The sequence below is a fragment of the Pseudomonas arsenicoxydans genome, assembly GCF_900103875.1.
Classification (GTDB): Bacteria; Pseudomonadota; Gammaproteobacteria; order Pseudomonadales; family Pseudomonadaceae; genus Aquipseudomonas; species Aquipseudomonas arsenicoxydans.
On record NZ_LT629705.1, the window covers coordinates 3,773,348 to 3,796,996 of the forward strand.

Below are 23,649 nucleotides of genomic sequence, written 5' to 3' on the forward strand. Positions count from 1 at the left end.
GCATTCCACTCCCTATGGTCAGGTGGGGGGCTTTACTCGTTCGGAATAATCGAGCTTGTCGTACTGACCTTTTCTGTTGATCGCGTCGTGGCGATCACCGCCCCGGCGATGATCAATATCGCCGGAACGATCAGGATCGGTCCGGCCTGGCTGCGCCCTGCGGCGATCAGCAATAACGTCGAGATCAGCGGCGCGAGGTAGGACAGCGCCCCCAGCGTCGCCAGACTGCCGTGTTTGGTGGCGTGGTCCCAGGCAAGAAATGCCATGCCCACCGGCCCAAGGCCTAGCACAACGATGGCGGCCCATTGGTTGAAGTCGGGGCGAACCGTGGTTTCGAACGCCAGGTGACAGATCAGACCGCACACCGCCGACAAACCGCAAATCCCGCCGATGATACTGCTTGGCACTTCGCTGAACCGTCGGTTGATCACCGAATATCCCGCCCAGATCAGCGCACAGCCAAACGCCGCGAGATAACCGGCCACCGGCATCGCCGCGCCCGTCACCGGGGTGTGTTGTTGCATGATGAACGCGGTGCCGGCCAGGCCCAGCACGGCGCCGAGCATTTGCCGCTTTTGCAGCTTTTCTCCGGCGGCGAACGCCGAGAGCAACACCAGCAACAATGGCCACAGATAATTGATCAGGCTGGCTTCGGCGGCGGGCGCGGCTTTGAGGGCGAAAAAATACAGCCCGTGATAAACGAAAATGCCCACGAAACCGGTTGCCCACACGGCCCACGGTTGTCGCCAACTGCTGAAACCGGCGATGCCGCGTCTACCCAGAATCACCAGGCTCACCGCAAACGCTATCCCGAAACTCAGCGTCAGCAGTTCAAAGGGAGGAATGCCTTCGGTGAGGGTGGTCAACAGCGCCAGGCAGGACCAGAGCGCTATCGCGATCACGCCAATGGTTGTGGCGGCTTGGGGGCTTCGGATGAGGGGCGTTGCGAGGCTCATGTCTGTTCCTTCAGCACGTAGCGGGCGACATCCTGGCCCTCTGGGTGTGGAGGAGCTTAGCGTTTGATCGCTGAACGTCCAGCTGCGACCGTCGGATTAACCGGCCGTGCCAGCAAACGTCGGGTAATGCCCAGCATCCCCACGGACACCGCCACCCCCAGGACAAATGCATTCATGCCCATAACGGGCAAGGCCAGCGCCAACACCAGGCAAAACGCCGCGAAGGAATACATGCCGGTGGCGGTTGCGCGCAGCAGGGCGGCCGTAAAGGCCGGGCCGCGGGTCTGTTGGGAAAACACTGCCATCACGCTGCCCAGCACCGGGAACACCGCGAGCAGACCGCTCCAGCCTTCGCCGACCGTGCGGGCCAGAAGCGTGACGGCCAGCGTCAGCAAGGCGCCGGCAATCATGCGCAGCAGCAGTTTGTCTGACTTGGGCGCCGGCCCCGACACGATGGGCTGCACCTTTGGAAACAGGTAAGGCGCCGCCAACAATGCGGTACTGGCCGCGACGACCGAGAACAGCAGCGACGGCGGAACCTGCGAGAGCGCCACCGCCACGCCGGCCCAGACCAGCAGTGAAAGGCTCAATGCCCACGGCCAACCCCTCCGTTGAGCGACCTGGGCATAGGTCACGCAAAAGGCGATCATCGCGAACATCGCCGATAACGCCGCCGTCGCGGACTGAGCGGCGAATGCCTCACCTTGTTCAACGGCGAGGAAGAACAGAATGGGCCCCACCACCACAGGCAATCCCGACAACCAACCGGCCACGCTGGGCCCCCAGCGTTTACCCGCGAGGGAAATCAGCAATAGAAAACCGGGAATCACCAGCAGTTTGAGCATCAGCACGCACGCGTCTCCGACCTGAGTGAGGCGGCAACGTTAGCATTGCGGGCGACAGATTGCCCCACAGATTTACCAATTTTGTATACAATCCAACCCCTGTAGGAGCTGTCGAGTGAAACGAGGCTGCGATCTTTTGATCTTGCTTTTAAAAGATCAAGATCAAAAGATCGCAGCCTCGTTTCACTCGACAGCTCCTACACCGCTCCTATAGGGTTTTGCCTCCCACCTGTTTCTGGATGTTTGTGTGAAATTCAGTTTGCCCAAAGTCGCCACCGCGCCGTTTTGCCCGCCGGAAGTGGCCGGCAGCGTTGCGGTTGACCCGAACGCGTCATTCTTCAAACGGGTCCTGCGCTTTGCCGGGCCTGGCTTGCTGGTGTCCATCGGCTACATGGACCCGGGCAACTGGGCCACGGCCATCGAAGCCGGCTCGCGATTTGGCTACAGCCTGTTGTTCGTGGTGTTGCTGGCGAGTCTGGCGGGGATGGTGGTGCAATGTCTGTGTTCGCGCCTGGGCATTGCCACCGGCCGTGATCTGGCGCAACTGTGCCGCGAGCGCTACAGCACGCGCACGGCGCGGACTCAATGGCTGCTGGCGGAAATCTCGATCATCGCCACCGACCTGGCAGAAGTGCTCGGCTGCGCGCTGGCGTTCCATCTGCTGCTGGGTTGTTCACTGACCTTCGGCATTGCACTGACCGCGTTTGACACGCTGCTGGTGCTGGCCCTGCAAAACCGCGGTTTCCGTCGCCTGGAGGCGATCATGCTGGTGCTGGTGAGCACCATCGGCGTGTGTTTCTTCGTTGAATTGCTGCTGATCAAGCCGTACTGGCCGGACGTTGCCCGCGGCTTTACGCCGTCACTGTCGGCCATTGGCGATGCTGCGCCGCTGTACCTGGCCATCGGCATTCTCGGGGCCACGGTGATGCCGCATAACTTGTACCTGCACACCTCGATCGTGCAGACCCGGATGATCGGCAAGGACCTGGCCAGCAAGCAGGACGCGGTCAAGCTGGCACGCATCGACACCATCGGTTCGCTGGCGTTGGCGTTGCTGGTGAATGCGGCGATTCTGATCCTGGCGGCGGCCGCGTTTCACCAGAGCGGGCACACCGATGTGGTGGACATCCAGGACGCCTATCACTTGCTCGATCCATTGGTGGGCGGGGCGCTCGCCAGCGTGTTGTTCGGCGTGGCGTTGCTGGCGTCGGGGCAGAGTTCGACCTTTACCGGGACCATCGCCGGGCAGGTGATAATGGAAGGTTTTCTGAACCTGCGGATTCCCTGCTATCAGCGCCGGCTGATTACCCGGGGACTGGCATTGATCCCGGCGTTTATCGGCGTCTGGCTGATGGGCGATAACGCAATCGGCAAGCTGTTGGTGTTGAGTCAGGTGGTGTTGAGTCTGCAGTTGCCGTTTGCACTGTATCCGCTGATACGCATGACCAACGACCACAAGCTCATGGGACCGTTGGTGAATCAATGGCCGACGCGGGTGTTGTCGTGGGGGTTGTTTGTGGTGATCAGTGGGGCGAACAGCTGGTTGATCCTGCAGTTTGTGGCGTGACCGGGCGGGCCTGCTCGTGAAAAGCGATGACGCGGTCTACCGCTGAAAGGCCTCCACCACAAAATCGATAAACACTCGGGTCTTGGCCGGCATCAGTGTCCGGCTCGGGTAATACAACGAAATCGGTCCCGCATTCGCGTACCAGTCGGGCAGCAGGCGCACCAGTTCGCCGCGCTCGATATTCGCGGCCACGTCCGGCAACACCAGCAATGTCACCCCCAGACCGAGGATCGCCGCTTCACGCATCGCGGCTGGGTCATTGAGCACGATGTTTTCGGTGATGTTCGCCTGCGCCTCATTGCCCGCGCTGTCCTGCATGACCCATTGGCGAATTCGTCCCGTGCGACTGCCGCGCATCACGATGCCGTCGAATCGGTGCAAGTGTTCCGGACTGTCGGGCAGCGCGCGCCCCGCCATATAGGCCGGGGAAGCCACTGCCACGATATCCGCCGCCGCCAGTGTTCGAGAGATGACCCCGGGCGTCAGTTCGAAACCGCCGCCGATGGCCGCGTCATAGCCCTCGGCAATCAGGTCCACCTGACGGTTTTCGAAGTGCCATTCAGGGCGGATCAACGGGTAAAGCGCCAGGAACCCCGGCAGCAATGGCAACACATGCCCGATGCCAAAGGTCGGCGCGAGGCTGACCTTGAGCACCCCGGCCGGTTCGCTCCGGTCACTGCTCACCGCGCTGATCGCCGATTGCAGCGCCTGCAGATTGCCGCCGATGCTCGCCAGTAGACGTTCACCGGCTTCGGTCAACGACAGCTTGCGGGTCGAACGCTGGAATAGCCGCACACCGAGGTTGCGTTCGAGCATCGCCACGTTGCGGCTGACCGCAGCAGGTGTCAGCGCGAGCAAGCGTGCCGCCGCCGAAAAGCTCCCGGTTTCGGCGCTGCGCACGAAGGATTCAAGATTGGCGAGGGTTTCCATGGCTTCCACCTGATAGCAATGCTTGAAGATGATTCAAGGCATTACCGACTAATCAAGCGCTAATGGCAAGTGCAGTATTCATTCCAACGACAACCCCCTCGGAGTGAACAATCATGAGCACAATTGGAATCATCGGCGCCGGCGCCATCGGCTCGGCCTTTGCCCGGGCGCTTTCACGCAAAGGTATTGAAGTGGTCATCGCCAACAGCCGTGGACCTGAAACACTGGCTTCGCTGGTGGCAGAACTCGGGCCAACGGCGCGCGCCGGCACCCGTGAAGAAGCGGCCGCGCAGCCGATCGTACTGGTGGCGGTCAATTGGTCGAAATTGCCGAGCGCACTGGCCGGTCTGCCGGATTTTGCCGGGCGGATTGTCATCGATGCCAACAACTCAATCGAGGCGCCATCGTTCAAAGCCGTGGATTTGCAGGGACGCATGTCCAGTGAAGTGTTTGCCGAATGGGTGCCCGGAGCACGCGTGGTCAAGGCGTTCAATCACCTGCAGGCGCGTTTTCTGGAAAGCGATCCGGCGGCAGAGGGCGGACGGCGGGTGCTGTTTGTTTCGGGCGATGATGCCCAGGCGAACGCTCAAGTGGCTGCGCTGATCGAGCAATTGGGCTTCTTCGGGATTGATCTTGGGGCGCTGAGTGTCGGGGCGAAATTGGCGCAGTTTCCGGGCGGCCCGTTGCCCACGCTCAATTTGGTGAAATTTGCCTGAAGGCCAGACAAAAAAAGAACCCGGTGCGAGGTGAATCGCACCGGGTGTTTTGCCAGACTGCGGCGGCTCTTCGTGGGTCCCCGCGCAGTCTGTTGAACGCTTTACGCCCGCTCGATCGCCAGGGCCACGCCCTGACCACCACCGATGCACAGGGTGGCGAGGCCTTTCTTGGCGTCGCGCTTGATCATTTCATGCAGCAAGGTCACCAGCACCCGGCAACCCGATGCACCGATAGGGTGGCCCAAAGCAATGGCGCCGCCGTTGACGTTGACCTTGTTCAAGTCCCATTCCAGGTCCTTGGCCACGGCCAGCGATTGCGCGGCGAATGCTTCGTTGGCTTCGATCAGGTCCAGTTGGTCGATGGACCAGCCGGCCTTGCTCAGGCAGCGGCGAGTGGCCGACACCGGGCCGATGCCCATGATCGCCGGGTCGACGCCCGCGTTGGCGTAAGCCGCGATTTTCGCCAGCACCGGCAGGCCGAGGGCCTTGGCTTTTTCGGCGCTCATCAGGATCACGGCGGCGGCGCCGTCGTTCAGCGACGAAGCGTTACCGGCGGTCACCGAACCGTCCTTCTTGAAGGCCGGTTTCAGTTTGCCCAGCGCTTCGGCCGTGGTGCCGGCGCGTGGCTGTTCATCGGTGGCGAAGGACAGCGGATCGCCCTTGCGCTGCGGGATCAGGATCGGCGTGATTTCATCTACAAAACGCCCGGCTTCGATGGCGGCCGTGGCTTTCTGCTGCGAGGCTGCGGCGAAGGCGTCCTGCTGTTCGCGCGTCAGGCTGTATTTCTCGGCCAGGTTCTCGGCGGTGATGCCCATGTGGTAATCGTTGAACGCATCCCACAGCCCGTCGCTGATCATGGTGTCGACGATTTGCGCATTACCCATGCGCAGGCCGGTGCGCGCGCCGGGCATGACGTAGTTGGACAGGCTCATGTTTTCCTGGCCACCGGCAATGATCACGTCAGCGTCGCCGCAGCGAATCGCCTGAGTGGCCAGGTGCAGGGCCTTGAGGCCCGAACCGCAGACCTTGTTCAGGGTCATGGCCGGCACGGTAAATGGCAGGCCTGCCTTGATCGCGGACTGGCGCGCAGGGTTTTGCCCGGCACCGGCGGTCAACACCTGGCCCATGATCACTTCATCGACTTGCGCCGGGTCGAGCCCGGTCTGCGCCAGCAACTGACGGATCACCGCAGCGCCCAGGTCAACGGCGGACACACTGGCCAGCGCACCCTGGAAGCTGCCGATGGCAGTGCGGGTGGCGGCAACAATAACGACGTCTTGCATGGAATGATTCCTCACTGGGCAGCGAACTGCATTTCCGGAACGTGATCCGGCACGATCAGTTTACCGGCAGTCTTGGCGACGATCTCTTCAACGCTGACGCCCGGTGCGCGTTCCTTGAGAATGAACGCGCCGTCCTTGATTTCAAGGTAAGCCAGGTCGGTCAGCACACGCTTGATGCAGCCGGCGCCGGTCAGCGGCAGGCTGCATTTGGACAAGAGCTTGGACTCACCGTCTTTCGAGGCGTGGGTCATGATAACGATGATGTTGTCCGCGCCGGCCACCAGGTCCATTGCGCCGCCCATGCCCTTGACCAGCTTGCCGGGGATCATCCACGAGGCGATGTTGCCTTCGACGTCGACTTCAAAGGCGCCCAGCACGGTCAGATCGACATGACCACCGCGAATCATCGCGAAGGATTCGGCCGAGGAAAAGATCGACGCGCCGATGCGCGCGGTCACGGTTTGTTTGCCGGCGTTGATCATGTCGGCATCGATGGTTTCTTCAGTCGGGAACGGACCCATGCCGAGCAGGCCGTTTTCCGACTGCAGCATGACTTCCATGCCTTCGGGAATGTAGTTGGCGACCAGGGTCGGAATTCCGATGCCCAGGTTCACGTAGAAGCCGTCCTGCATTTCGCGGGCGACGCGTTGAGCCATTTGTTCGCGGGAAAGTGCCATTGTTGTTATTCCTTCATTCGGTCCGGGGGCAGGGGATCACTTACGCACGGTGCGCTGTTCGATGCGCTTCTCGAACGTGCCGCAAATGACCCGATCGACGTAGATGCCAGGGGTATGGATCTGCGACGGCTCCAGCTCGCCGGGTTCGACGATTTCTTCGACTTCGACCACGGTGATCTTGCCGGCGGTGGCGGCCAGCGGGTTGAAGTTCTGAGCGGTGTGGCGGTAAATCACGTTACCGAAATGGTCGGCTTTCCAGCCTTTGACGATGGCGAAGTCACCGGTGATGGATTCTTCCATCAGGTACTTGCGGCCATGGAATTCGCGCACTTCCTTGCCTTCGGCCACCGGGGTGCCGACGCCGGTGGCGGTGAAGAACGCCGGGATGCCGGCACCGCCTGCGCGCATTTTTTCGGCGAGGGTGCCTTGCGGGGTCAGGACGACTTCGATTTCGCCTTTGAGCAGTTGGTCTTCGAACAGTTTGTTCTCGCCGACGTAGGAGGCCACCACTTTGCTGATCTGCCGGTCTTCCAGCAGCACACCGAGGCCGAAACCGTCGACGCCGCAGTTGTTGGAAACCACGGTGAGGTCACGAGTGCCTTTGCGCTTGATCTCGGCGATCAGGTTTTCCGGAATGCCACACAGGCCGAAGCCGCCGGCGATCACGGTCATGCCGTCTTCAAGACCTGCCAGAGCTTCCTCGTAGGAACTCACGCGCTTGTCGAAACCTGCCATATGCACCTCTTTTATTCTTGATGGGCGGCTGGCTAGCCGTATGGGATAGGAGTGTCTCGCTGGAGGATTTATTTGTTAAGTTGATTTTTAAGGTTGATTGATTCATAAAACTCAACAAATAACGGCTTTTCAACTTACAGCTTAATGCTTGTAGCTTACAACTGGAGCGAAGCGACTATGACCGTCAAGCAGATCCGCGCATTCCTGGCCGTGGCCCAGAGCCTGAGCTTTGCCGTGGCATGCGAGCGGTTGCACCTGTCGCAATCGGCGTTGAGCCTCACCATCAAGGCGCTGGAAGAAGGCCTGGGCGGGAGGCTGTTCACCCGCAACACGCGCAACGTGGCGCTGACCGCCGAAGGCGAGTCCCTGGTTCCCCTGGCGCGGCGGTTGATCGCCGACTGGGACAATGCCGAGGACGAACTGCGCCAGCGTTTCACCCTCCAGCGCGGTCGCGTGACCCTGGCGGCGATGCCGTCGTTTGCCGGGAACCTGCTGCCGCCGATCCTCAAGACCTTTCGCGCGCGGTATCCGAAGGTCAACGTCACGGTGAACGACGTGATCAACGAGCAGGTGCTGGAAATGGTGCGCGACCGGCAGGTGGAACTGGGGGTGGCGTTCGAGCCGACCCAGAGTTCATCGCTGGCATTCACGCCGTTGTACATGGACCGCTTCGTGGCGGTCGTGCCGAAGGATTCGCCTTTCGCCGACTTGGAAGATATCGATTGGCAGACCCTGCTCAAGGAGCCGTTCATCACCTTGCAGCGACCGTCGACGGTGCGGGTGATGCTGGAAGAACACTTGCAGGCGCGGGGCATGAAATTGCCGGTGGAGTTTGAAAGCCATCAATTGGCGACGGTGGGGCGGATGGTGGCCAGCGGCTTGGGCGTGAGCGCGGTGCCGGCGTTGTGTGCCGGGCAGATGCGCGAACTCGGCGCACGCTGCATCACCTTGCGCGACCCGGTGGTGGAGCGGGCGATCGGGGTGCTGACCAAACCGGGGATCGAACTGTCGGCGGCGGCGCAGGCGTTGTTCGATATCCTTAAAGCTGAAAATCTGGGCGCGCGATTGACCGAGGGATAAACACAATACCTGTGGGAGCGGGCTTGCCCGCGATGGCGGTGTGTCAGTCGCCAAATTTATTGGTTGTGCCGACCGCATCGCGGGCAAGCCCGCTCCCACAGGGTTTCAGGTTGAATCAGGAAGTGAGGCGCTGGGCCAGGAGCGGAAGCAGCTGCTCGCACGATCCTTCAATCTTCATGTCCAGAAGGTCATCCGCCCGGGTCTTGCCCAGGTTGATCGCAATCAACGGCTTCCCCTGATCCGCCACCGCCCGGCACAACCGAAACGCCGAATACGCCATCAGCGATGACCCCACCACCAACAATCCCGCCGCCTGTTCAACCGCCGCCATTGCCTTGGCCGCTGTCGCTTGCGCGACGTTCTCGCCAAAAAACACCACGTCCGGCTTCATCCGTTCCCCGGCGCACTGCGGACAGTGCGGCACCTGGAACCGCGCCTCGAATGCAGGATCCAGCAGCGTGTCGCCGTCCGGCGCCTGCACTGCATCCACCCCGGCGAGATAGGGGTTTTGTGCCTCCATCAGTTGCTGAATCGAATCCCGTTCGCTGCGTTGCCCGCAATCCAGGCACAGCACTCGGTGCAGGCTGCCATGCAACTCGATCACGTCATGGCTGCCGGCCTGGTCGTGCAAGGTGTCGACGTTCTGGGTGATCAACCCGCTGATCTGCCGGGTGCTTTGCAAACTGGCCAAGGCTTCGTGAGCCACGTTCGGCTGCGCCTGGCGCACGCGCGGCCAGCCGAGCATCGCCCGCGCCCAATAGCGCCGCCGCGATTCCGGGGCCGACAGGAACTCCTGATACATCATCGGTTGCCGGCCTCGCCGCACGCCCTGGTTGTCGCGGTAGTCCGGAATGCCCGAGGGAGTGCTGATGCCGGCACCGGTCAGGACCATAAACGGCTGGTCGACCATCCATTGCTGGAGTCGGTCGAGTTGTTCGCGGATGGGGCGGTCGAGCATGTTCAACACTCCGGGGGCCGTGAGTGTTTGCAGGTTAGCATTTACCGACTGACCCCACGCAACCCCCTGTAGGAGCTGTCGAGTGCAACGAGGCTGCGATCTTTTGATCTTGTTTTTTTAAAAATCAAAGTCAAAAGATCGCAGCCTCGTTGCACTCGACAGCTCCTACAGGTTTTTCAGTGGGTGGTTATTTACGCGCCTCCAGAATCAGGTTGAACGGCGTTTCCGTGGCTCGCCGGAAGCTTTTGAACCCCGCGTCGGTGAAGACTTTGCGCAACCGTGCCTCGCCCGCCTGGGCGCCGAGCCCCAGGCCGACTTCTTGCGACAGCGAGTTCGGGGTGCAAATGAAAGTCGAAGCGGCGTAGTACAGCCGGCCCACCGGGGTGATGTTGTCGTCGAGCTTGTCGTTGGCGAACGGTTCCACCAGCAGCACCGTGCCGTCCGGTTTCAGCGCGTCGTAGGCGTGTTTCGCCGCGCCCACCGGGTCGCCCATGTCGTGCAGGCAGTCGAAATAGCAGACCAGGTCATAGTCGTTGCCGGGAAAGCTTTTTGCCGTGCCCTGGAAGAACCGTGCACGTCCGCCCACGCCACCTTCTTCGGCGCGCTGGGTGGCGACGGTGACGGAGGGCGCGTGGTAGTCGAAACCGACGAAGCGCGAGTTCGGGAACGCCTGGGCCATGATCACCGTGGAGGCGCCGTGCCCGCAGCCGATGTCAGCGACTTTGGCGCCGCCCTCCAGTTTGGCGACGACGCCGTCGAGGGCCGGCAGCCACTCGTTGACCAGGTGTGCTTTGTAGCCAGGGCGGAAGAACCGTTCCGTGCCGCTGAACATGCACGGATGGTGATCGCCCCAGGCCAGGGCGCCATTGCCGCGCATGGCGTTGACCAGTTTGTCCTTGTCATGGAAAAACGATGCAACCACCCCGACACCGCCCGCGATATAGACCGGCGAGTCTTCGATGGCCAGCGCCAGGGCTTGTTCTTCGGGCAGGCGGAACTGGCCGCCTTGGTGCTCCATATAACCGGAAGCGGCGTGGGCGCTGAGCCATTCGCGCAGCAGGCGGGTGTTGCAGCCGGTTTTGTCGGCAAGTGCTTCTGGGGTGATGGGCTGACTGTCGGCCATCGCGCGATACAGGCCGAGTTCTTCGCCCAAGATGACGTTGGCGAGCATCGCCGCGCCGCCCATGTCACCCACCAGTTTGCCCATGAAATCATTGAGTCTGGCCTCGTCCATCACGTGTGCTCCTTCAACAGGATCACGGTCCAGAGGCGAGGAGGGTAGAGGCATTCACCTCTGGGCGGTGGTCGTGGGGATTGAACAGGGCGATCAAGCTCGTCCTGCGTGCAGTAAGTTTAGTTCGCGGGCCGCGCGCCGCGGCCTTGAGCGACGAAAGCTCACATTCCATTGACGATACCGGCCCCTGTGGGAGCGGGCTTGCCCGCGATGGCAGTGTGTCTGGCGAAAAATATGTTGGATGCGTTGGCCTCATCGCGGGCAAGCCCGCTCCCACAGGGTTCATTGGTGACCTGAAGGGGCGCGTGTATCGCACTGTATCCAGCCGCCGTTGCGATACATTCCGCTGCATTCCCGGCTACCTCCGAACACAGACCAGATACAAACCTGCGATGAACTGTAAAGGCTGTTCAGCGCCCGGGAAACGGGGCTGTCGAGGCACTTTCATGGTCGTCGCACCAGGCGGCCGTCTTCGCTCGTGACTCCGCCAAGGGGACAATAATGACCACGCTCCTGCCTGAAACCGACCAGAAACCCGTCCATCGCCTGCGCGTCGATCAGTACACCAATGGCCTCATAGGCCCCAGCCAACCGATGCTCGGCCCTCTGGCCGACGGTGGCACCTTGATCACTGGCACGCCGCCGGGTTGCTGGGGGCCGATGATTACGCCGGCCTTTGAGGGCGGCCACGAAGTGACCCAACCGGTGGCCATCGCCGGCGCCGAGATTGGCGACGCCGTGGCGATCAAGATAAAACGCATGCGCGTCACGTCCCTGGCGACCTCGTCCGGGGTCATGAGCTTCGTCGAGGGCCGTTACAACGGCGACCCGTTTGTTTCAAAATTCTGCGCCAAATGCGGCACCGAGCACCCGGCCAGCCATGTCGAAGGCATCGGTGAGGATTCGATTCGCTGTAACCACTGCGGCGCCGAAGTCAGCGCGTTTCGCTTCAGCCACGGTTACGTAATCGTGTTCGATGCGCAGAATCAGGTCAGCCTGACCGTCAATCAGGACATCGCCAATCAACTGGCCGGCAACGCGTCCGAAATGTCGGCGTTGCCGGAGTTTGCCGCCCAACACTCGATCCTGTCCCTGGCCCGCGCAGACATTCCAGGCGTCGCCGCCCACATGCGCCCGTTCCTCGGCAACATCGGTACCACGCCGTCGCGTGATTTGCCCGATTCGCACAACTGCGCCGATTTCGGCCAATACCTGATCAATGCGCCGCACCGTTTCGGCATGACCCGCGAAGAACTGCACGCGGCCAAGACCGACGGCCACATGGACACCAACTCGATCCGCGAAGGCTGTGTGCTGATCTGCCCGGTAAAAGTGCCGGGTGCCGGCGTGTACATGGGCGACATGCACGCCCAGCAAGGCAACGGCGAGATCGCCGGACACGCCACCGATTGCTCCGGGGAAACCGAAGTGGTGGTGGAAGTGGTGAAGAACCTGACGCTGGAAGGGCCGATCCTCCTGCAAAACCTCGACGACCTGCCACCGATGGCCCGGCCGATGAACGCCGAGCAGCGGCAGAAAGTCCGTGAACTGGGCGAGCGCTGGGGCCAGCACGACATAGAGCAGAGCGGCCCGATCACTTTCATCGGCAGCGGCGAGAACCTCAACGTCGCGGTGGAAAACGGCCTGAAACGCGCCGCCTCAGTCACCGGCCTGCCGTATGACGAAGTGCTCAACCGCGCGACCATCACCGGCTCCATCGACATCAGCCGCTTGCCCGGCACCGTCCGCGTGACGTTCTTGTGTCCGATGCACGTGCTCGACCGCATCGGCATCGGCCATCTGGTACGCGAGAAATACGACTTGCCGTAATGCCCATCGGCGGGTCTGTACCAGAGTGTGTACAGACCCGTCGTCGATACATTCGCCACGCTTTTCTGCCGCACCGGAACACAGAGTAGATACACCGCTTCGGTTAACTGTGAATCCGTTCCGGCCACCCGAGAGACCGACAGCATGCAAACCCTCATCACCTCAGCGAAAGCGACCGTCGGGCTGGGCCTGCGTCGCGGTTTAATCAAGGATCTCCAGGCCGCCGGTGCCGGCGATTTCGATTTTCTGGAAGTCGCGCCGGAGAACTGGATCGGCATCGGCGGCGCCCACGGTCATGCACTGCGAGCCCTCGCTGAGCGCTTTCCATTGTCCTGTCACGGCTTGTCATTGTCCCTGGGCGGGCCGGCGCCACTGGACGTCGGGTTTCTTCAGGAAGTGCGGATGTTCCTCGATCACTACAACGTGCCGCTGTACAGCGAGCACCTGAGTTATTGCAGCGACGACGGTCACCTGTATGACCTGTTGCCGTTGCCGTTCACTGAAGAAGCGGTGCACCACGTTGCCGCGCGGATTCGCCAGGCCCAGGACATTCTCGGTCGGCGCCTGGCGGTGGAAAACGTCTCCTATTACGCCGCGCCGCAACAGGACATGGACGAGGTGACCTTCACCAACGCGGTGTTGCGCGAAGCCGATTGCGACCTGCTGCTCGACGTCAACAACGTGTACGTCAACTCGATCAATCATGGCCTCGATCCGCAGGCCTTTCTGGCCGGCATCGATTCGGGCCGAGTGGTGGCTATGCACGTGGCCGGGCACTTCGATGAATCGGACAGCTTGAAAATCGACACCCACGGCGCTTCGGTAAAACCGGCGGTCTGGTCGTTGCTGGCCGAGGCGTATGCCCGGTTTGGCGCGCAACCGACGTTGCTGGAACGGGATTTCAATTTCCCGGCGTTCTCTGAACTGGTCGCCGAATTGCAGACCATTCGCCGCTTGCAAACAGAGGGGGTGAACCGTGGATAAGCCAAGTCTGTTTCAACAGCAAACGGCGATGGGTCTTTACCTGCGCGACCCCGATCACTGCGCGCCGCCCAGCGAAATGAACGCCGTGCGGGCACAGGTTTATCGTGACCTGATCTTCGCCAACCTGTCGTCGTTGCTCAGCGGGACGTTTCCGGTGCTGATCAAGATATTGGGTGATGAACACTGGCGCACGCTGGTGCGGATCTTCCTGCGGGACTACCGCGCGCGCACGCCGAAGTTCGGCGAAATCGCCCAGGAGTTCGTCGAGTTCCTGGCCTCCGGACCGCAGGCGTTGAGTGAGGGCGTGTGGCCGCCGTTCATGGTCGAGTTGGCGCATTACGAGTGGGTCGAGATGGCGTTGCAGCAGTCCGACGCCGATCCGCTGGCGCCGAGCGACGTCGAGCTTATTTTGCAGCGACCGTTGCAGGTGTCGCCGCTGGCCTGGCCGTTGGCCTATGCGTGGCCGGTGCAATTGGTGGGGCCGGATCATCAGCCAGACAGTGCACCGCCTCAACCAACGTTATTGTTGGTGCGTCGGGCAGAAGACTGGAGTGTGAAGTTTTCCGAACTGAGCCCGTTGGCATGGCGCTTGTTGCAGCGGATCGAAGAATTTCCCGAGCTGGATGGGCGGGCGCAGCTGGAAGGTCTGGCGATGGAGGCGGGGGCCGCGGGATCACAGGATTTCATGGCGAGTGGCGCGGCATTGTTGCGGCAGATGCATGGGGAAGGGGTGGTGGGCGTAACTGCCTGACCCACCACAATCTCCCAACCACCCGAGAGCCCTGTGGGAGCGGGCTTGCCCGCGATGGCGGATCATCAGCCAACATCAATGTTGGATGTGCCGGCCTCATCGCGGGCAAGCCCGCTCCCACAGGGATTAGTGGTGTCTGTTTTATGTCGCGGAGAAAAAATACCGCGTCAGGTGAAAGAAGATCGGTGCCGCAAAGCAGATCGAATCCATCCGGTCCAGCATGCCGCCGTGCCCCTTGATCATGGTTCCCCAGTCCTTGGCGCTCAAGCTGCGCTTGATTGCCGACATGACCAGCCCGCCGAGAAACCCCATCACCACAATCACCAACGACATCAACAACGACTGCCAGAAACTGAACGGTGTCATCCAGAACATGCACCCGCCAATCAGCGTGGCCGACAGACCGCCACCCACCAGGCCTTCCACGGTTTTCGACGGGCTTACCAGCGGCGCAACCTTGTGCTTGCCAAAGAGCTTGCCGAACACGTACTGCAGCACGTCACTCATCTGCACGACAAACACCAGGTAGAACAGCAGCAACGCGTTCTGGCCCTTGAAGCCTTCCAGGTCCAGCAGCAACAGTGCCGGGGCGTGACTGATGCAATACACGCAAATCATCACCCCCCACTGAATCTTGGCCGCCCGTTCCAGGAAGGCGTCGGTGTCCTGGCTCAGCACCGCAATCGCCGGCAACAGCAGGAAGGCGTACACCGGAATCAACAGCGTGAACAACGAATACCAGTGCGTGCCGATCAACACGTATTGCAGCGGAATCAGAATGAAAAACGCCGAGAACAACGCGTTGTGGTCACCCAGCCGTGTCGGTGTCAGGGTGATGAACTCCCTGAGTGCGAACAGGGAAATGAAGCCGAACAGAATGACCGTCGCGTTCCCGCCCAGCAGGTAGGACACGAAGAAGATGATGACCATCCCCCACCAGGCATTGACCCGCTGGTTGAGGTTCTCGATGGTCGACATCGAGCTTTCTGATTTAGCCCGGCTGGCCAGGATCCGGCCGATGATCGAGGCAATCGCCAACAGGCCGGCGATAGCACCGAAGAACCACAAAAACTTTTGGTCAAGATTCATTCCGCCAACCTCACAATCGCATCACGCGCCCGGTCCAGAAACAGCTGTTTTTCCTCACCGTCGATCCGTTGCATCGGGTCGCCGATGCGGATCGTGCAGATGATGGGCAACGGCACGTGTTTGCCTTTTGGCATGGAGCGATGCAGGTTTTCCAGGTAGATGGGCACCAGGTCGACCTCGGGGAACGTCTCGGCCAAGCGGTACAGCCCTGATTTGAAAGGGCCGGGCAACGGTTGGTTGCCGCGGGTGCCTTCCGGAAAGATGATGATCGAATGCCCGGCGCGCACCACATCGAAAATCGGCTCGAGCACATTGACGCCGGGCGCTGGATTACGCTCGATCAGCACCGCATTCAGGCCTTTCTGCGAGATGTACGACAGAAACGCGTTCTTGCCCCAATAGTCGGCGGCTGCCACAGGTTTCACGTTTATCCGGGCTTCGGGCGGCAGGGCCGCGATGATTGCCAGGGTGTCCATGTGGCTGGTGTGGTTGGCGAAATAGATGCGCTGGCGCGTCAGGTCTGGCGGGCTTTCCCAACGGGCCGTGACGCCGATGAGGAATCGAAGGACCGAAATCAGTGCGTTACTGATCCACATGGGCGTTCTCCTTGAGCTGACGGGAGATGGCCAGGGTGCGTGTGACGCAGGTCGCGGCCGATCCGGCGGCGATCACGATCAGTGCGACCAGCAGGCTGTAGTGAGTGCCATACAGGCTGGTTTCGATCGCATTGAGCAGCAGTGCGCCGGTCATCACGGCCATTCGATGCTGCTTGGCCATCGGCCCCATGAAGCTCTGCTTCAAACCGATCGAGCCGCCAAATACCCGCACGTACGCCGTCAGTGCTGCGGCCAACGCCGCGAACCAGCCCAGGTCGGCGTGTCCGATGGCATACCCGAGGGCGATGATCAGCAGGCTGTCGGCAATGCGGTCGGGGAATTCGTTATAGAGGCTGCCGATGTCGGATTTCTTGCCGCCCTCGATCGCCACCATCCCGTCGAAGAGGTTGCACAGCAAGCGCAATTGGATGCCCACTGCGCAGATGATCGAGCCGACAAGGCCGTTATCGATGTTCAGCGCCACTGCGCCAGCGAGCGCAAAGGCGATGCTGGCGACGGAGATCTGATTGGGGGAAATGTCTCGTTTCACCAAGAGGTCGGTGAGGTATTTTGCCCAGCCCGCAGAGCGTGTCTTGATGGGCCTTCTGTTGTCATCCATTTGCCAATATCCATATAGGTGTCAGTTGCTATCGGGAGCAGCACAGCGGCGCGTTGCGCGACTGTGCCCGACACTATAGAGGCTATCCTTCGCTCTTGTGCCTGTTTACTGACTGACAGGTCGAAGTGGCAACTTCAATTCCGCACACAGTCCACCGCCCTCACGCTGACTCAGGGTCAACGATCCGCCGATGGCCAATGCCAACTGCTGGGCAATCGCCAGGCCCAAACCGGTCCCGCCAGTGCTGCGATTGCGTGAATTCTCCACCCGGTAAAACGGCTCCATCACATGGGCCAGTTCCTCTTCGGCGATGCCGGGGCCGCGGTCCATGACCTTGACCGACAGGTTGCCGTTTTTCGTTTCTACCCACAGTTCAGCCGCCCCGGCAAACTTCAGCGCGTTGTCCGTGAGGTTCACCAGGATGCGCCTCAATGCCTGGGGCCGGGTGTCGATCACCGCGCCACTTTTGCCACTGAGCTGCACGTCCTTGCCCATGTCCTGATAGTCGAACACCAGGCTGTCGAGGAACGAATCGAGGTCGGTACGGCGGCTTTCTTCGGTGGCGCCGTGAACGCTGCGGGCATAGGCCACGCCTTCGCGCACCAGGTGCTCCATTTCACCGAGGTCGTTCCACAGTTTGTCTTTCTCGCTGGAGTCGTCCATGAATTCGGCGCGCAGTTTCATGCGGGTGATCGGGGTTTGCAGGTCGTGGGAAATCGCCGCCAGCAGTTGCATGCGCTCCTTGAGGTACGCCGCGATACGCGCCTGCATCGAATTGAAGGCGATGGCGGCATGGGCGACTTCGGTCGGACCGTTTTCATCCAGCAGCACCGCGTGGGTGTTGGGATCGAGGTTGTCCACGGCCTGGGCGAGGCGGGTGAGGGGACGGATGGCGATTTTCACGGCCAGCCAGGTGCAGAGAATCATCAGCGCCAACTGGCCCAGCAACACGACGGGCAGCCACGGCGACAGTGGCACCATGGATGGCCGGACGTCGATGGTGACCGGGCTGCCGTCCGCCAGTTTCAGGTGGACCTGAAAGTGCTTTTGCGGGCCGGGAATGTCAGTCACGTTCATCGGGTAATCCTTGCCGATGGCGTCCTTGATCGAGCTCATCGCCATGGGCATGTCGCGCATGCTGGTGCCCGGCGAGCCTTCATTGAGCAAATAATGGTAATTGCGCCGATCCAGTTGTTTCAGCCAGCTCGCGCGCTCATCGGCCGGCAAGCGGTCAAGGATGGCGATGGACGTCGAGACGTCCGTTTCCAGATTGCCCAGCATGGTGTTTTTCGCGCTTTCGTAGCGCTCGTAGTACTGCGCGCCGAAGGACAGCGCCTGCGCGAGGATCAAGCCGATCAGGAAGATCAGCGACAGCCGCGAGGCGAGGGTGCGCGGCCAACGAATCGCCAGCTTCATGAGGATGCACCGAGCACTTCCACCGGCAGCGAAAACACATAGCCTTCGCTGCGCACGGTCTTGATGTAGGCCGGTTCGCGGGCATCGTCGAGCAAGCGCTGGCGCAAGCGGCTGACCAGCAAGTCGATGGAGCGGTCGAACAGGTCGGCGTCGCGGCCCTGGGTCAGGTTGAGGAGCTGGTCACGATTGAGCACCCGTTGCGGGTGATCGAGAAACACCCGCAGCAAGCGGTATTCGGCGCCACTGAGCGCAACCATGGTGCCGTCTTGGTCGAGCAGGTGGCGGGCCGAGGTGTCCAGGCGCCAGCGTCCGAAAGCCAGCAGGCGACCACTTTCAGTGACCACCAGGTTTGGCGGCAGCATCCGCGTGCGCCGCAGTACGGCGTTGATGCGCGCGAGCAGTTCACGGGCGGCGAACGGCTTGACCAGGTAATCGTCGGCGCCCATTTCCAGGCCGATGATGCGGTCGGTTTCATCGTTGCGCGCGGTCAGCATCAGCACCGGCGTGGCCTTGTGTTTGCCGGCGCGCAATTCGCGACAGAGCAGTAGGCCATCGTCGCCCGGCATCATGATGTCGAGCACGATCAGGTCCACCGGCGTGGTTTCGAGAAAGGCGCGCATCTGACGCCCGTCGGCGACGACGGTGGTGCGCAAGCCGTTCTTCTTCAGGTAGTTGCCCACCAGCTCGCGGATCTCGCGGTCATCGTCGACGATGAGAATGTGATCGACATGTTCCATGGAACCAAGCCTCTATCAATGGGGGATGTCACGCAGTCTATCGAGCCTTTGCCCGCTCGCCCGCAGCCCTTTGTATTGCAGTGTATCTGCCGTGGCGACGGATACACGCAGACGCAAAAACGCCGGTTTTCAGTGGTTTTGTATCGCTCTGTATCAGGGGCCGGCTTTGATACGCAACGATTTACATGCGCCTGTTTTCGACACAGACGAGATACCTCGCAAGCTTCTAATAGGTTCCATCGAGGCACACCAGACCAGACCGCCTCGGCCCACATGAACGACCTATCCATTGAAGCCTTGAGGAAACCACCATGAACACCAAAGCCATCTATGCCGCTTGCCTGTTTGCCGCCCTGAACGTCTGCACCTTGGCGGCCCGCGCCGAAGCCGCCGATGTCACCGCCAAAACCTACACCTACGGCACCCACCTGGACATCAAGAAAGTGCTGTCGTTGAAACAGGACGCCACGCCTTCCTGCGGGATCGTCAATGCCCAGATGACCTACCTGGATTCCCACGGCAAAACCCAAGTGCTCGATTACAGCAAATTTGCCGATGGCTGCACCACCGACAATTGAGTCCTTTGCCGATCCCCTTTGAAACAGGAAGAACATCATGATCAACGTCACGCGCTATTTGACCGCTGTTGCCTTCTCCATTGCTGGTGCGGCGGCTCATGCCAATGTCGCTGTTGAACAGAAAACCTGTGGCAGTGCCACATGCTTCCAGCTGACGCCGGTGGCGGAGCAGGCCGGTAATGCCTTTCTGGCGCAGGACGGTTCGAGCCGTACGCCGCAGGGGCAACAACTGGATAACCAGACGGCTTGATGCCCAAACACGGTTTTGTAAATACCGCCGATCCCTGTGGGAGTGAGCCTGCTCGCGATGACGGAGTGTCAGTCGACATCGATGTTGAATGTTCTGGCCTCATCGTCGGAATGCCGCCCTGAGCAAGCTCACTCCTACAAGGGATTGTTGGTGTGTCGACCCTCTGATTTCAAAGGTGACCCCATGTTTCTCATCGCGTTCCTGGGCGGCATATTGACCGTCCTCAGCCCCTGCATCCTGCCGGTCGTGCCGTTCCTGTTCGCCGGTGTCAAACGCACGCGTTCATCGATCTTGTTGACCCTTGGCGGCATGGTCCTGACCTTCGCGCTGATCTCCAGCCTGGCCGTGGTCAGCAGCGAATGGGTGGTACAAGCCAACAACACCGGCCGTCACATCGCCCTGATCGTGATGGGGTTGTTCGCCCTGTCGCTGATTTCCGCGCGTGTCGGTGACTGGCTGGCCCGCCCGTTCGTGGCGTTGGGCAATCGCCTCGACCCGGACACCCGCAAAATGTCCGGTCCACTGGGATCGGTGATGATTGGCGTGGCCACCGGGCTGCTTTGGGCACCCTGTGCCGGGCCGATCCTTGGGGTGATTCTTACCGGCGCCATGCTGCAAGGCGCCAATGCGCAGACCAGTTTGTTGTTGCTGGCTTATGGCGTGGGCAGCGCGCTGTCCCTGGGCACCTTGATCTTCGCCGGTCGCGGTTTGGTCAATCGCTTGAAAGCGTCGATCCCGGTCACCGGTTGGCTGCGTCGGGGGGCGGGTGTGGCGGTGTTGGCCGCTGCCGCGGTGATTTCCACCGGCGCCGACAAGACACTGCTGGCCGGCACCTCGTCCGAAGGTGTCAGCAGCCTGGAGAAAGGTGTGCTGGAAACCGTGCCGAAAGTGGTCGACTACTTCGTCAGCAAGGTCAAGGCCGATACGTCCATGGACAACGCCCAAGGCGCCATGCCGTCGCTGTCTGGCGCGGTCGAATGGCTCAACTCGCCGGCCCTGAGCAACGAGTCCCTGAAAGGCAAAGTGGTGCTGGTGGACTTCTGGACCTTCGACTGCATCAACTGCCAGCACACCTTGCCGTACGTGAAGGACTGGGCGAAGAAATACGAGAAGGATGGCCTGGTGGTGATTGGCGTCCACACCCCGGAATACGGTTTCGAACGCATCATCGACAACGTCAAGGATCAGGTGAAAAAGCTCGGCATCACCTACCCGGTGGCCATCGATAACAACTACGCGATCTGGCGTGCATTCGACAACCAGTACTGGCCCGCTCACTACTTGATCGACGCCAAGGGCCAGGTGCGTTACACCCACTTTGGCGAAGGCAGCTACGAGACTCAGGAACAGATGATTCAGCAACTGTTGGAAGAGGCCAAGGCACCTGCCGCGTAACCCTCAACATCACTGGCTCACAGGCTGCGCGCCGTGGGCCATTGTTTTTTTCTCCTGACTGCGGCGCCACGCCGCCGGTGGCGCGCCGTACTCACGACGAAAGGCCCGGCTGAACGCCGTGTCGGTCTGGTAACCCACTTCTTCGGCAATCCGCATCAACGAACTGTTACTGCTGCGTAACAGGTTGGCGGCCAGCAACATGCGCCATTGCGTCAGGTACTGCATCGGCGAACTCCCCACCAGACACGCAAAACGCTCTGCCAACACCGACCTTGACGTGCCGGCGGTGCGCGCCAGTTCCTCCAGGGTCCAGGCGTGACAGGGTTTTTTGTGCAGCGCGTTGAGGGCGGCGCCGACGATCCGGTCGCTGACACCCGCCAGCCATCCGGTCCGACCTTCGCCGTGTTCGTTCATGTACAGGCGCAATACCTCGATGAACAGCACCTCGGCCAGTTTGGCCAACACGCCTTCACCACCGGGCCTGGGCGAACGCGCTTCGGCCAGCGCATAACGCACTGAAGATTCGAGCCAGATACCCGCATTCGAACCGCGCACATTGACCCGCACCACCGCCGGCAACCCTGTCAGCAACATGCCCGCCAACCGCTTGTCGCATGCCAGGTAGCCGCACACCAGGCGCGTCACCGCGCCGCCACCGCCATAACTCAGTTGCCGGGGACGGCGTGCCAGCACTGCGTCCAGCCGCGCACCGGTGGCCGGTGCAAGCCCGGGTTTGGAGCTCATACGGTGGGCGTCCCCTTGAGGAAACACCACCACATCGCCAGCCGTCAGCAGCAGCGGCGGCTCATCACCGAGTTCGACGTAACACTCGCCTTCAGTGATCAAGTGAAAGATCACCACGCGTTCGGCGCCGGGCTCCAGAAACGGCGCGGCCGTGTCGGCGCTGGGCGACTGATAGCACCAGGGCGCAGTGAACCTGGCATTGATGAAAATCGCGCCGACCAGGCGCACGACACGCAGGGTCTGGGACAGGGCATCCATGACGGTTTTCCGTGCAGGCGAATGCTTTCGATTGTGAACGTGTGGCGCCGCTGTGCGAAATCTCCGGACGATCGGACAGTGTTGGCCGACGATCGGGCAGGACGCCGTAAGTTGGCAGAGCGATAGTTTGCCCACAGGGCCACTGCTGACCCTGTCATCAATAACAACAATGAGAGGTTGCCATGCCTAAGTTCGTTATAGAACGCGATATTCCAGGTGCTGGAACACTGTCAGAAAGGGATTTGAAAGCGGCATCGCAAAAGTCCTGCCGGACGTTGCGCGATTTGCCCGAGGTGCAGTGGCTTCAGAGTTATGTCACGGGTGACAGGCTGTACTGCGTGTACATCGCGCCAAGCGAAGAGCTGATCAAGGAGCACGCCCGGCTGAGTGGTTTTCCAGCCAACCGCATTTCCCAAGTCATGAACATCATCGATCCGACCACGGCGGAATAAGCCGCGACAGACCTGTACGGAGCAGACTTGATGAGTACCCCCATTGATCTTACTGCCCTGAAAAACCGCCAAATGGCCGCATGGGCCAGCGGCGACTATGCCGTGATCGGCACCACCTTGCAGATTGTCGGCGAGCAACTGGCCGAAGCCTGCGACCTGCTGTGCGATGAGTTGGTGCTGGACGTTGCCGCCGGCAACGGCAATGCGACGCTCGCCGCCGCCCGCCGTGGCTGTTACGTGACCTCGACCGACTATGTCGCGGCGCTGCTGGAACGCGGCGAAGACCGCGCCCGGGCCGAACGCCTGGAGGTGACCTTCCAGGTGGCCGACGCCGAGGCGCTGCCGTTCGACGATGGCAGTTTCGATGCCGTTCTGTCGACGTTCGGTGTGATGTTCGCGCCGGATCAGGCCAAGGCTGCATCGGAACTGGCCAGGGTGTGTCGTCCTGGCGGGCGCATTGGCCTGGCGAACTGGACGCCTGAGGGTTTTGTCGGCCAGATGTTCAAGACCCTGGGTCGTCACTTGCCACCGCCGGCGGGGGCACAATCGCCTTCGAATTGGGGGTCGGAACCCTGGCTGCATGAGCATTTCGATGAGCGCAACTTTCTGGTCCAGGTTACGCGGCGGACTTTCAATTTCCGTTACCGGTCGGCGGCGCATTTCATTGATGTGTTCCGCAACTGGTACGGGCCGCTGCACAAGGCCTTTGCGGCGTTGCCTGCTGATGGTGCCAAGGCCTTTGAAAACGACCTGACGGAATTGATCAATCGGATGAACCGGGCGGGAGAGAAATCGCTGGTGGTGCCTAGTGAATATCTGGAGGTTGTCATTACGCGACGGTGAACTGTCGATACACAACCCCCCCTTTGGTTACTTGGCGCTTTTCCAAGTGACCCGCCGTCAGGGCGGAACCCTAAGCCGCCGTTACCCCAAAAACGGATATGTACCCAACCTGTGGGAGCGACGCTG

25 protein-coding genes are annotated in these 23,649 nt (G+C 61.2%); 11 read left to right on the forward strand and 14 right to left on the reverse strand.

The genetic code is table 11. The features are described 5' to 3' along the window. Nucleotides 1–32: 32 nt before the first annotated feature. Together yddG and BLQ41_RS17665 are read right to left on the reverse strand one after the other, a co-directional pair. The gene (yddG, locus tag BLQ41_RS17660; RefSeq protein ID WP_090182820.1) at nt 33–956 is read right to left on the reverse strand and encodes an aromatic amino acid exporter YddG; all 924 of its coding nucleotides are present in this window, start codon (nt 954–956) and stop codon (nt 33–35) included. A 56-nt stretch (nt 957–1,012) separates the two neighbouring features. Next, a complete protein-coding gene (locus tag BLQ41_RS17665; protein ID WP_090182822.1) occupies nt 1,013–1,807 on the reverse strand; it encodes a hypothetical protein in 795 nt (264 codons plus the stop codon). A gap of 241 nt (nt 1,808–2,048) precedes the next feature. Here BLQ41_RS17665 and BLQ41_RS17670 point away from each other — a divergent pair, with 241 nt between their 5' ends. After that, nucleotides 2,049–3,368 carry an Nramp family divalent metal transporter gene (locus BLQ41_RS17670; RefSeq protein WP_090182824.1) on the forward strand — a complete coding sequence of 440 codons (1,320 nt, stop codon included), beginning with the start codon at nt 2,049–2,051 and terminating at the stop codon, nt 3,366–3,368. 36 nt (nt 3,369–3,404) lie between these two features. Here BLQ41_RS17670 and BLQ41_RS17675 read toward each other — a convergent pair whose 3' ends face one another. Further along, nucleotides 3,405–4,298, reverse strand: coding sequence for a LysR family transcriptional regulator (locus BLQ41_RS17675; RefSeq protein WP_090182826.1), 894 nt, complete (start codon nt 4,296–4,298; stop codon nt 3,405–3,407). Nucleotides 4,299–4,411: 113 nt separating this feature from the next. Here BLQ41_RS17675 and BLQ41_RS17680 point away from each other — a divergent pair, with 113 nt between their 5' ends. Beyond that, entirely contained in the window at nt 4,412–5,014 is a 603-nt protein-coding gene (locus tag BLQ41_RS17680; RefSeq protein ID WP_090182828.1) for an NADPH-dependent F420 reductase, read from the forward strand. 101 nt (nt 5,015–5,115) lie between these two features. Here the strand turns inward: BLQ41_RS17680 and BLQ41_RS17685 are convergent, their stop codons facing one another. Genes BLQ41_RS17685 through BLQ41_RS17695 form a run of 3 tightly spaced genes read right to left on the reverse strand, consistent with a single transcriptional unit; the run spans nt 5,116 to nt 7,709 of the window. Further along, nucleotides 5,116–6,297 carry an acetyl-CoA C-acetyltransferase gene (locus BLQ41_RS17685; protein ID WP_090182829.1) on the reverse strand — a complete coding sequence of 394 codons (1,182 nt, stop codon included), beginning with the start codon at nt 6,295–6,297 and terminating at the stop codon, nt 5,116–5,118. Between the two features lie 11 nt (nt 6,298–6,308). Continuing rightward, entirely contained in the window at nt 6,309–6,974 is a 666-nt protein-coding gene (locus BLQ41_RS17690; protein ID WP_090182831.1) for a CoA transferase subunit B, read from the reverse strand. A 36-nt stretch (nt 6,975–7,010) separates the two neighbouring features. Then, a complete protein-coding gene (locus BLQ41_RS17695; protein WP_090182832.1) occupies nt 7,011–7,709 on the reverse strand; it encodes a CoA transferase subunit A in 699 nt (232 codons plus the stop codon). A 177-nt stretch (nt 7,710–7,886) separates the two neighbouring features. Between BLQ41_RS17695 and BLQ41_RS17700 the strand changes: the two genes are divergently transcribed. Beyond that, the gene (locus tag BLQ41_RS17700; protein ID WP_090182834.1) at nt 7,887–8,789 is read left to right on the forward strand and encodes a LysR family transcriptional regulator; all 903 of its coding nucleotides are present in this window, start codon (nt 7,887–7,889) and stop codon (nt 8,787–8,789) included. Nucleotides 8,790–8,904: 115 nt separating this feature from the next. Here the strand turns inward: BLQ41_RS17700 and BLQ41_RS17705 are convergent, their stop codons facing one another. Both BLQ41_RS17705 and BLQ41_RS17710 read right to left on the reverse strand, forming a co-directional pair. Next, nucleotides 8,905–9,747, reverse strand: coding sequence for an NAD-dependent protein deacetylase (locus BLQ41_RS17705; protein ID WP_090182836.1), 843 nt, complete (start codon nt 9,745–9,747; stop codon nt 8,905–8,907). A gap of 187 nt (nt 9,748–9,934) precedes the next feature. Continuing rightward, nucleotides 9,935–10,981: a class I SAM-dependent methyltransferase gene (locus BLQ41_RS17710; RefSeq protein WP_090182838.1), complete on the reverse strand. Its 1,047-nt coding sequence runs from the start codon at nt 10,979–10,981 to the stop codon at nt 9,935–9,937. 501 nt (nt 10,982–11,482) lie between these two features. Here BLQ41_RS17710 and BLQ41_RS17715 point away from each other — a divergent pair. The 3 genes from BLQ41_RS17715 (at nt 11,483) to BLQ41_RS17725 (ending at nt 14,546) form a co-directional block, all read left to right on the forward strand. Beyond that, complete coding sequence (locus tag BLQ41_RS17715) at nt 11,483–12,811, forward strand: acetamidase/formamidase family protein (RefSeq protein WP_090182839.1); 1,329 nt, start codon at nt 11,483–11,485, stop codon at nt 12,809–12,811. A gap of 144 nt (nt 12,812–12,955) precedes the next feature. Then, nucleotides 12,956–13,795: an HvfB family MNIO-type RiPP peptide maturase gene (locus BLQ41_RS17720; RefSeq protein WP_090182841.1), complete on the forward strand. Its 840-nt coding sequence runs from the start codon at nt 12,956–12,958 to the stop codon at nt 13,793–13,795. Next, nucleotides 13,788–14,546: an HvfC family RiPP maturation protein gene (locus BLQ41_RS17725; protein ID WP_090182842.1), complete on the forward strand. Its 759-nt coding sequence runs from the start codon at nt 13,788–13,790 to the stop codon at nt 14,544–14,546. The genes BLQ41_RS17720 and BLQ41_RS17725 overlap by 8 nt, the downstream gene beginning before the upstream one ends. A gap of 141 nt (nt 14,547–14,687) precedes the next feature. On the opposite strand, the gene BLQ41_RS17730 is transcribed toward BLQ41_RS17725, so the two are convergent. The 5 genes from BLQ41_RS17730 to BLQ41_RS17750 all read right to left on the reverse strand — a co-directional run bounded on the left by BLQ41_RS17730 (nt 14,688) and on the right by BLQ41_RS17750 (nt 19,003). After that, nucleotides 14,688–15,635 (reverse strand): phosphatidate cytidylyltransferase, encoded by a 948-nt coding sequence (locus tag BLQ41_RS17730; RefSeq protein WP_090182843.1) that lies wholly within the window; start codon nt 15,633–15,635, stop codon nt 14,688–14,690. Continuing rightward, a complete protein-coding gene (locus BLQ41_RS17735) occupies nt 15,632–16,231 on the reverse strand; it encodes a lysophospholipid acyltransferase family protein (RefSeq protein WP_090182845.1) in 600 nt (199 codons plus the stop codon). Before BLQ41_RS17735 ends, BLQ41_RS17730 begins: the two co-directional genes overlap by 4 nt. Beyond that, on the reverse strand, nt 16,218–16,850 hold the full coding sequence (locus tag BLQ41_RS17740) for a CDP-alcohol phosphatidyltransferase family protein (RefSeq protein ID WP_090182846.1): 633 nt from the start codon (nt 16,848–16,850) through the stop codon (nt 16,218–16,220). Before BLQ41_RS17740 ends, BLQ41_RS17735 begins: the two co-directional genes overlap by 14 nt. A 105-nt stretch (nt 16,851–16,955) precedes the next feature. Continuing rightward, complete coding sequence (locus tag BLQ41_RS17745; RefSeq protein WP_090182848.1) at nt 16,956–18,266, reverse strand: sensor histidine kinase; 1,311 nt, start codon at nt 18,264–18,266, stop codon at nt 16,956–16,958. Beyond that, the gene (locus BLQ41_RS17750; RefSeq protein ID WP_090182850.1) at nt 18,263–19,003 is read right to left on the reverse strand and encodes a response regulator; all 741 of its coding nucleotides are present in this window, start codon (nt 19,001–19,003) and stop codon (nt 18,263–18,265) included. The genes BLQ41_RS17745 and BLQ41_RS17750 overlap by 4 nt, the downstream gene beginning before the upstream one ends. Nucleotides 19,004–19,314: 311 nt before the next feature. On the opposite strand from BLQ41_RS17750, the gene BLQ41_RS17755 reads away from it, so the two are divergent. The 3 genes from BLQ41_RS17755 (at nt 19,315) to BLQ41_RS17765 (ending at nt 21,226) form a co-directional block, all read left to right on the forward strand. Continuing rightward, a complete protein-coding gene (locus tag BLQ41_RS17755) occupies nt 19,315–19,581 on the forward strand; it encodes a DUF2790 domain-containing protein (RefSeq protein WP_090182851.1) in 267 nt (88 codons plus the stop codon). Between the two features lie 37 nt (nt 19,582–19,618). After that, on the forward strand, nt 19,619–19,831 hold the full coding sequence (locus BLQ41_RS17760; RefSeq protein ID WP_090182852.1) for a hypothetical protein: 213 nt from the start codon (nt 19,619–19,621) through the stop codon (nt 19,829–19,831). A gap of 183 nt (nt 19,832–20,014) precedes the next feature. Further along, nucleotides 20,015–21,226, forward strand: coding sequence for a cytochrome c biogenesis protein DipZ (locus tag BLQ41_RS17765; protein ID WP_090182854.1), 1,212 nt, complete (start codon nt 20,015–20,017; stop codon nt 21,224–21,226). Nucleotides 21,227–21,235: 9 nt separating this feature from the next. Here the strand turns inward: BLQ41_RS17765 and BLQ41_RS17770 are convergent, their stop codons facing one another. Further along, nucleotides 21,236–22,228, reverse strand: a complete 993-nt coding sequence (locus tag BLQ41_RS17770) for an AraC family transcriptional regulator (protein WP_090182856.1) — start codon at nt 22,226–22,228, stop codon at nt 21,236–21,238. A 182-nt stretch (nt 22,229–22,410) separates the two neighbouring features. Between BLQ41_RS17770 and BLQ41_RS17775 the strand changes: the two genes are divergently transcribed. Beyond that, on the forward strand, nt 22,411–22,680 hold the full coding sequence (locus tag BLQ41_RS17775) for a DUF4242 domain-containing protein (protein WP_090182858.1): 270 nt from the start codon (nt 22,411–22,413) through the stop codon (nt 22,678–22,680). 30 nt (nt 22,681–22,710) lie between these two features. Next, entirely contained in the window at nt 22,711–23,523 is an 813-nt protein-coding gene (locus BLQ41_RS17780; protein ID WP_090182860.1) for a class I SAM-dependent methyltransferase, read from the forward strand. Nucleotides 23,524–23,649 lie beyond the last annotated feature (126 nt).

Coding starts and splice junctions, on each gene's coding strand:
- yddG (WP_090182820.1), bottom strand. CDS start 956: ATGAGCCTCGCAACGCCCCTCATCCGAAGCCCCCAAGCCGCCACAACC.
- BLQ41_RS17675 (WP_090182826.1), bottom strand. CDS start 4,298: ATGGAAACCCTCGCCAATCTTGAATCCTTCGTGCGCAGCGCCGAAACC.
- BLQ41_RS17680 (WP_090182828.1), top strand. CDS start 4,412: ATGAGCACAATTGGAATCATCGGCGCCGGCGCCATCGGCTCGGCCTTT.
- BLQ41_RS17685 (WP_090182829.1), bottom strand. CDS start 6,297: ATGCAAGACGTCGTTATTGTTGCCGCCACCCGCACTGCCATCGGCAGC.
- BLQ41_RS17690 (WP_090182831.1), bottom strand. CDS start 6,974: ATGGCACTTTCCCGCGAACAAATGGCTCAACGCGTCGCCCGCGAAATG.
- BLQ41_RS17695 (WP_090182832.1), bottom strand. CDS start 7,709: ATGGCAGGTTTCGACAAGCGCGTGAGTTCCTACGAGGAAGCTCTGGCA.
- BLQ41_RS17700 (WP_090182834.1), top strand. CDS start 7,887: ATGACCGTCAAGCAGATCCGCGCATTCCTGGCCGTGGCCCAGAGCCTG.
- BLQ41_RS17705 (WP_090182836.1), bottom strand. CDS start 9,747: ATGCTCGACCGCCCCATCCGCGAACAACTCGACCGACTCCAGCAATGG.
- BLQ41_RS17710 (WP_090182838.1), bottom strand. CDS start 10,981: ATGGACGAGGCCAGACTCAATGATTTCATGGGCAAACTGGTGGGTGAC.
- BLQ41_RS17715 (WP_090182839.1), top strand. CDS start 11,483: ATGACCACGCTCCTGCCTGAAACCGACCAGAAACCCGTCCATCGCCTG.
- BLQ41_RS17720 (WP_090182841.1), top strand. CDS start 12,956: ATGCAAACCCTCATCACCTCAGCGAAAGCGACCGTCGGGCTGGGCCTG.
- BLQ41_RS17730 (WP_090182843.1), bottom strand. CDS start 15,635: ATGAATCTTGACCAAAAGTTTTTGTGGTTCTTCGGTGCTATCGCCGGC.
- BLQ41_RS17735 (WP_090182845.1), bottom strand. CDS start 16,231: ATGTGGATCAGTAACGCACTGATTTCGGTCCTTCGATTCCTCATCGGC.
- BLQ41_RS17740 (WP_090182846.1), bottom strand. CDS start 16,850: ATGGATGACAACAGAAGGCCCATCAAGACACGCTCTGCGGGCTGGGCA.
- BLQ41_RS17745 (WP_090182848.1), bottom strand. CDS start 18,266: ATGAAGCTGGCGATTCGTTGGCCGCGCACCCTCGCCTCGCGGCTGTCG.
- BLQ41_RS17750 (WP_090182850.1), bottom strand. CDS start 19,003: ATGGAACATGTCGATCACATTCTCATCGTCGACGATGACCGCGAGATC.
- BLQ41_RS17755 (WP_090182851.1), top strand. CDS start 19,315: ATGAACACCAAAGCCATCTATGCCGCTTGCCTGTTTGCCGCCCTGAAC.
- BLQ41_RS17760 (WP_090182852.1), top strand. CDS start 19,619: ATGATCAACGTCACGCGCTATTTGACCGCTGTTGCCTTCTCCATTGCT.
- BLQ41_RS17765 (WP_090182854.1), top strand. CDS start 20,015: ATGTTTCTCATCGCGTTCCTGGGCGGCATATTGACCGTCCTCAGCCCC.
- BLQ41_RS17770 (WP_090182856.1), bottom strand. CDS start 22,228: ATGGATGCCCTGTCCCAGACCCTGCGTGTCGTGCGCCTGGTCGGCGCG.
- BLQ41_RS17775 (WP_090182858.1), top strand. CDS start 22,411: ATGCCTAAGTTCGTTATAGAACGCGATATTCCAGGTGCTGGAACACTG.
- BLQ41_RS17780 (WP_090182860.1), top strand. CDS start 22,711: ATGAGTACCCCCATTGATCTTACTGCCCTGAAAAACCGCCAAATGGCC.